This window comes from Micrococcus sp. LASM2_SD2, assembly GCF_057364565.1.
Window position 1 is genome coordinate 1 of the sequence record NZ_JBNFOB010000143.1, and the last position, 6,147, is coordinate 6,147.

Here is a 6,147-nt window from a genome sequence, read left to right on the forward strand (position 1 = left end):
CTGCCCGGGGCGCCGACCACGACGGCCACGGGCACGCCGACGGTGGCGGCGGCGCCGAGGAGTCCGGCGGCGGAGGCGCGGAGCTCGCCGTCCATGTTCAGCTCGGCGAGGACGAGGACGGGGGCGCCGGAGTTCACGGCGGGGTTCACGGTCTCAGTCATGGTGAGGTCTCCTTCGGTTCCTGCGCGTCCGTCAGACAAGGCGGTTCTCGGCCAGGAAGGCGGCGAGCTGCTCGGCGGCGGTGCCGTCGTCCACGACCTTCGGGCCGGCCTGCTTCTCCGGGCGGGCGTTGGCGGAGACCATCACGGAGCGGTACTCGGCCTCCACCGGACCGGCCACGATCCCCAGGTCCGCCAGGGAGTAGTCGGTCAGCGGCTTCTTCTTCGCCGCCATGATGTTCTTGAAGTTCGGGAACCGCGGCTCCGCGGTCTTCTCGGTCAGTCCCACCACGGCCGGGAGGGCGACGGCGGCGCGCAGGTCCGCGTCCTCGGTGACCACGGTGCCCACGACCTCGGCGTCCGAGATCTCGAGCGCCTCGGCGTGCGGCAGGTACGGGCGGTCCAGCAGCTCGGCCACCATGGCCGGCACCACGCCGGAGTTGCCGTCCGTGGCGAGGTTGCCGGCGAGGACCAGGTCCGCGCCCTCCCGCTCGATCGCGGCGGCCAGCACGCGGGCGGTCTGCACCGCATCCGAGCCGGCGAGCGCCTCGTCCGCGACGTGCACGGCGGCGTCCGCGCCCATGGCGAGCATCTTGCGGAGGGTCTTCGTGGCGCCCTCCGGGCCCATGGTCAGGGCGACGATCTCCACGTCCGCGCCGGAGTCCCTGTGCTGCAGCGCCACCTCCATGACGCGCTCGCTGATCTCGTCCGGCACGGGCTCGGCCGCGCCGTCGCGGACCAGCATGCCGGTCTCCATGTCGAGCGTGCGCTCCTGCCAGGTGTCGGGGACCTGCTTGGCCAGCACCATGATCTTCACGGGTGGACTCCTCCTCGAATCGCCGTGATCTGACGGTCTCAGAACTGTGTTCAAGGCTACAGCGGACAGGGGCGGGCCCGTCTGCTCTCGCAGCCGTCTCAGTAAATGATGATTCACTGAAGCGGATCTCGCCACCCTGCAGGCACGGCGCACGGGCCCGTGCCCCGCAGCCGCAGGCCCGGCAGACCGCGCCGCTATCCTCGGAACCATCCCGGGAACCGTCCGCCGCCGCGTCAGGAGACACCGATGACCACTGCCGAGCACTCCCCCGCCGCCGAGGCCGTCCCCGGCCCGGCCGGCGTCCTCCCTGCTCCGTCGTGCGGCCGGCCGCCGACGACCTCGAGTGTTCGCCTGCGCCGCGCCGGCTCCATGGCGTTCAGCGCCCACGCCACCGCGTTCCCCGGTGGCCGCGTGGACCCGGCGGACGACCTCCCCGCCCGGCTGTGGGAGGCGGTGGACCTGGACGGCTGGGGCCCGGCGCCTGGGCACGGGCGCCGCACCGGAGGACGCCGTGTCCCAGCTGTCCGAGCTCTCCCCGCGGGACGGGGCCGGCCGTCTGCTGGCCGCGGCCCTGCGCGAGACCTACGAGGAGACCGGCGTCCTGCTGGCCCTGGACGCGGCCACCGGCGCCCCGGTGGACTCCGCTCTCGTCCGGTCCTTCCCGGAGGACACCCGGGACCGACTCGAGTCCCACGACCTCGCCTTCGGCGACCTGCTGGACGAGCACGGACTGCGCCCGGACGTGGCCGCCCTGGTGCCGTGGTCCCGGTGGATCACCCCCGTGGGCGGACCGCGCCGCTACGACACGGTCTTCTTCGTGGTGCGCCTGCCCGAGGGGCAGGAGCCGGAGCGGATGTCCTCGGAGGCAGCGAGCCACGGATGGGCCTCCCCAGCGGCGCTGCTCACCGAGTTCCGCGGCGGCACGGTGAACCTGATGACCCCGTCCTGGTGGCAGCTGCGCCGGCTCTCGGCGGCCGTGGACGCCGGAGCGGGCTGGGACGGCGTCGTGACCCTCGGTCGGTCCCAGGAGCCGATCACCCCGGTGATGCTCCGGCCCAAGGCGGATGCTCGGAGCCGGCGGACGGAGTTCCTCCACGCCGAGGAGTACCTCGCGGACCTCGCCGCCTTCCGGGCCGCGGCCCAGGTGGAGGAGACCCCGGACAACGTGCTCTGACCTCCGGGCCGCTGCCTGCGGCACCGTGTGGGGGGACGACGACGGCCGGTCGCCTCGCGGGACCGCCTCCCGAGGTGCGGCGGGACGTCCCCACGGGATGGCCGGACCCCCGGCACTCCGCGTAGGCTGGCCGTCTGTCTGTGTTCCCCCCCCATCATGCGGACGACCCACCACCGACGGGACGCCGCAGCCACCCGCGAAGGGAGCCGCGCATGTCGCTCAGTGCACTGGATCTGTTCTCCATCGGCATCGGCCCGTCCTCGTCCCACACCGTCGGCCCGATGCGTGCCGCACGCCGCTTCACCGTCAGCCTCGAGGAGAACGGCGTGCTGGACGCCGCCGCCCGGGTGAAGGCCGAGCTGTACGGCTCCCTCGCGGCCACCGGCATCGGCCACGGCTCGGACACCGCCGTCCTGCTCGGGCTGGCCGGCCAGGACCCGGAGACCATCGACCCGGACGCCTGCACCGGCCTGGTGAAGGACATCGTGGAGTCCGGGGACATGCCGCTGGCCGGGGACCGGCACATCCGGTTCGACCGGAAGAAGGACATGACGCTGCACATGCGCAAGTCCCTGCCCGGTCATCCGAACGGCATGCGCCTGACCGCCTACGACGCCGACGGCGAGCAGCTGCACTCGCGCGACTACTACTCGGTCGGCGGCGGATTCGTGGTGACCGCGGAGGAGCTCGAGGACGAGCTGGAGGCCGCCAAGGAGATCACCCGCCACGAGGAGGAGGCGGCGGAGGGCGCCGAGCCCTACCCGTTCAGCACGGCGGAGGAGCTGCTGGCGCACTGCGAGCGCGAGGGCCTCACCATCGCCGAGCTGATGCGCGCCAACGAGGCGGTCCGGCACAGCCCGGAGCACCTCGAGGCGGAGCTGACGAAGATCTGGCACGTGATGCAGGAGTGCATCCACAACGGCTGCACCCGGGAGGAGAAGATCCTCCCCGGCGGCCTCGAGGTCCGCCGCCGTGCCCCCGCCCTGCGCGCACACCTGCTGGAGCAGACCACCCGCACCGATCCGATGTGGGCCATGGAGTGGGTCAACCTCTTCGCCCTCGCGGTGAACGAGGAGAACGCCTCCGGCGGCCGCATCGTCACCGCGCCTACCAACGGCGCCGCGGGCATCATCCCCGCCGTGCTCATGTACTACTCGCGCTTCGTGCTGCCGGAGGACGCCACCGAGGAGGAGAAGGACGCCAAGGCCGTCGAGTTCCTGCTCACCGCGGCGGCCATCGGCATCCTCTACAAGAAGAACGCGTCCATCTCGGGAGCCGAGGTCGGCTGCCAGGGCGAGGTCGGCTCGGCCTGCTCCATGGCCGCGGGCGGCCTGTGCGCGGTCATCGGCGGCAGCCCGGTGCAGGTGGAGAATGCCGCGGAGATCGGCATCGAGCACAACCTCGGCCTGACCTGTGACCCCGTGGGCGGCCTCGTCCAGGTCCCCTGCATCGAGCGCAACGCGATCGCCTCGGTGAAGGCCATCAACGCCGCCCGCCTGGCGGTGCTCGGCGACGGTTCCCACCGCGTGACCCTGGACCAGGCCATCAAGACCATGCGGGACACCGGCGCGGACATGAAGTCCAAGTACAAGGAGACCTCGCGCGGCGGACTCGCCGTGAACGTGATCGAGTGCTGACCGGTTCCGGCCCCGAAACGCGCCCCTGAGCGATGCCTGTGGGGTATGTTCGGTCTGCTGACCCGTACCCCCACCACGCCGAGAGGACCTCTCCCGTGACCAAGCATCCGCTCGACGCGACGCTCGAGGCCGCGTCGATCGACCCCGACCATCGCAAGGAGCAGCACGAGTCCGTCAAGCTCGGCGGTGCCGGCTGGAAGTATGCCTTCTCGCGCGCTCTGAAGACCTTCCTCAACGCCGGCGGCACCGACCTCGCCGCGAAGCTCACCTACTTCATGGTGCTGTCCCTGGCCCCGGCGCTGCTGGCGATCTTCTCGATCATCACCCTGGTGATGGCCAACAACCGTGACATCGTCAACGATCTCGTCCAGGACATCGTGGACAAGAACGTCTCCGCGGACTACGCGCCGCTCGTGACCGACCTCGTGGACAACATGATGAACCAGTCCACGGGCGGTGTGATCGCGCTGATCATCGGTATCGCCACCGCCCTGTGGTCCGCCTCCGCGTATGTGAAGGCGTTCAACCGCGCCTCCAACCAGCTCTACGGCTACGAGGAGGGCCGCGGCTTCGTGAAGCTCACCCTCGCGAACCTGCTCACCACCCTCGTGGTCCTCGTGGGCATCGTGGTCGTGCTCATCTGCCTGGCCGTGAACCGCACCCTCGTGGAGGGCATCGTGAAGCCGATCGCCGAGCCCCTCGGCGCCAACGAGCTGATGAACTTCCTGATGGACTCGTTCCTGCCGATCTGGACCTGGGCGAAGTGGCCCGTGATCGTCCTGCTGGTACTCCTGATGATCGCGGTCCTGTACTACATCACCCCGAACGTGCAGAAGCCGAAGTTCACCGTCTTCGGCCCCGGCAACATCGTGGCCTTCGTGGGCATGATCCTGGCGGCGGTGGCCCTCTCGGTCTACTTCGCCACCCTGGCCGGCTACTCCTCCTACGGCGCCATCGGCGGTGTCATGGCGCTGCTGTTCGCCCTCTGGGTGTTCAACATTGTCCTGTTGCTCGGCCTGGCCGTGGACGCCGAGTGGGAGCGCGCCAAGCAGCTCCGCGCCGGCGTGGCGGCCGAGGGCCATCTCAAGCTGCCCCCGAAGGACACCTCCGCCCTCGTGAAGAAGGCCGAGGCTCAGGAGAAGCTCGAGGAGGACGGCTACGCTCTGCGCGCCGACTCCTGATCCCCGCGACGGGGAACCGCACGAAGCGAGCCCCGGTCCTGCCTGACGCTGTCAGGCGGACCGGGGCTCCGTCGTCGGGAAGGCAAGGCGGGTGACGCCACGGCCACGGGGCGGCGCCGGGCCGGCCGGGCAGACGTTGCCCGCCCCGGCGGCGCCTGAATGATGGAGGCGAGGACGCCGGGCAGAACCGGCGGCCGCCCCCGCACACCCGCCGTCCGACAGGAGGCCCGCCCCATGACTCACCCTCAACGACAAGTCCGTCATCATCACCGGAGGCGCCTCGGGCCTCGGCCTGGCCTCCGCGATCGCCGCGGCCGAGGCCGGCGCGAGGCTGACGCCCGTGGACGTCAACGCCGACGCACTGGCCACCGCTGCGGAGAAGGTCAAGGCCGCCGCCCCGGAGGCCGAGGCGCTCACCGTGGTGGCCGACGTGACCGACGAGGCCGCCGTCCAGAACCACGTGGACGAGCACGTGAAGGCCTACGGCGGCATCCGCGGCGTCGGCAACCAGTCCGGCTACTCCGCCTCCAAGCACGGCGTGGTGGGCCTGACCCGCAACTCCGCCGTGGAGTACGGGGACAAGGGCGTGGTCATCAACGCGATCGCCCCGGGCGCCTTCATGACGGACATGGTCGAGGGATCCCTGAAGCAGATGGGCGGGGAGAACTGGGAGGAGGTCGGCCGGCAGTTCGTCTCGGCGAACCCGATGAAGCGCTTCGGCAAGCCCGAGGAGCTCGGTCAGCTGGTGGTCTTCCTGCTCTCGAACGCCGCCGGCTTCATCAACGGCACCGTCATCCCCATCGACGGCGGCCAGCACGCAAGTACTGAGTCGCCGTCCCGACGACGCCAAGTACTGAGTCGCCGTCCCGACGACGGACCGCGGTCCCGCCTGACAGTGTCAGGCGGGGCCGTGGTCGTCTCTCTCGGTGTCCGCCGGGGTGGGGGCGGGCCCAGTGGAGCGGCTGCAGGGTCAGCGCTTGGCGGCCCGGAAGCCGGCGGCCTGGGCCGCCGCGGCGGAGGCGTAGCAGTTGCGGGCGTTCGTCTTCGAGTAGGCCTGGTTGTGCGGCAGGTGGTAGATGCCCGAGTTGTCGTTGGCCTTGACCGGGTGCGAGGAGGGGCAGGTCTTGGTCGCGGCGTCGCGGCCACCGGGCCGGAGCCTCCCGCGGCGGGCGCGGGGGCG

At 71.2% G+C, this 6,147-nt stretch carries 5 protein-coding genes and 1 pseudogene; 4 read left to right on the forward strand and 2 right to left on the reverse strand.

Going from position 1 to position 6,147, the window contains the following annotated elements:
- Positions 1–192: 192 nt before the first annotated feature.
- The gene (locus AC2W7A_RS08305) at positions 193–975 is read right to left on the reverse strand and encodes an electron transfer flavoprotein subunit beta/FixA family protein (protein WP_485990944.1); all 783 of its coding nucleotides are present in this window, start codon (positions 973–975) and stop codon (positions 193–195) included.
- A 511-nt stretch (positions 976–1,486) separates the two neighbouring features.
- On the opposite strand from AC2W7A_RS08305, the gene AC2W7A_RS08310 reads away from it, so the two are divergent.
- The 4 genes and pseudogenes from AC2W7A_RS08310 to AC2W7A_RS08325 form a co-directional block, all read left to right on the forward strand.
- Complete coding sequence (locus AC2W7A_RS08310) at positions 1,487–2,149, forward strand: NUDIX hydrolase (RefSeq protein WP_485990945.1); 663 nt, start codon at positions 1,487–1,489, stop codon at positions 2,147–2,149.
- Between the two features lie 212 nt (positions 2,150–2,361).
- Positions 2,362–3,786 (forward strand): L-serine ammonia-lyase, encoded by a 1,425-nt coding sequence (locus AC2W7A_RS08315; protein ID WP_485990946.1) that lies wholly within the window; start codon positions 2,362–2,364, stop codon positions 3,784–3,786.
- 95 nt (positions 3,787–3,881) lie between these two features.
- Positions 3,882–4,967, forward strand: a complete 1,086-nt coding sequence (locus AC2W7A_RS08320; RefSeq protein ID WP_485990947.1) for a YihY/virulence factor BrkB family protein — start codon at positions 3,882–3,884, stop codon at positions 4,965–4,967.
- A 304-nt stretch (positions 4,968–5,271) separates the two neighbouring features.
- Positions 5,272–5,724, forward strand: a pseudogene (locus tag AC2W7A_RS08325) (SDR family oxidoreductase); the annotation flags it as partial.
- Between the two features lie 213 nt (positions 5,725–5,937).
- On the opposite strand, the gene AC2W7A_RS08330 reads toward AC2W7A_RS08325, so the two are convergent.
- On the reverse strand, positions 5,938–6,045 hold the full coding sequence (locus tag AC2W7A_RS08330; protein ID WP_485990948.1) for a sunset domain-containing protein: 108 nt from the start codon (positions 6,043–6,045) through the stop codon (positions 5,938–5,940).
- Between the last annotated feature and the right edge of the window lie 102 nt (positions 6,046–6,147).

Coding starts and splice junctions, on each gene's coding strand:
- AC2W7A_RS08315 (WP_485990946.1), top strand. CDS start 2,362: ATGTCGCTCAGTGCACTGGATCTGTTCTCCATCGGCATCGGCCCGTCC.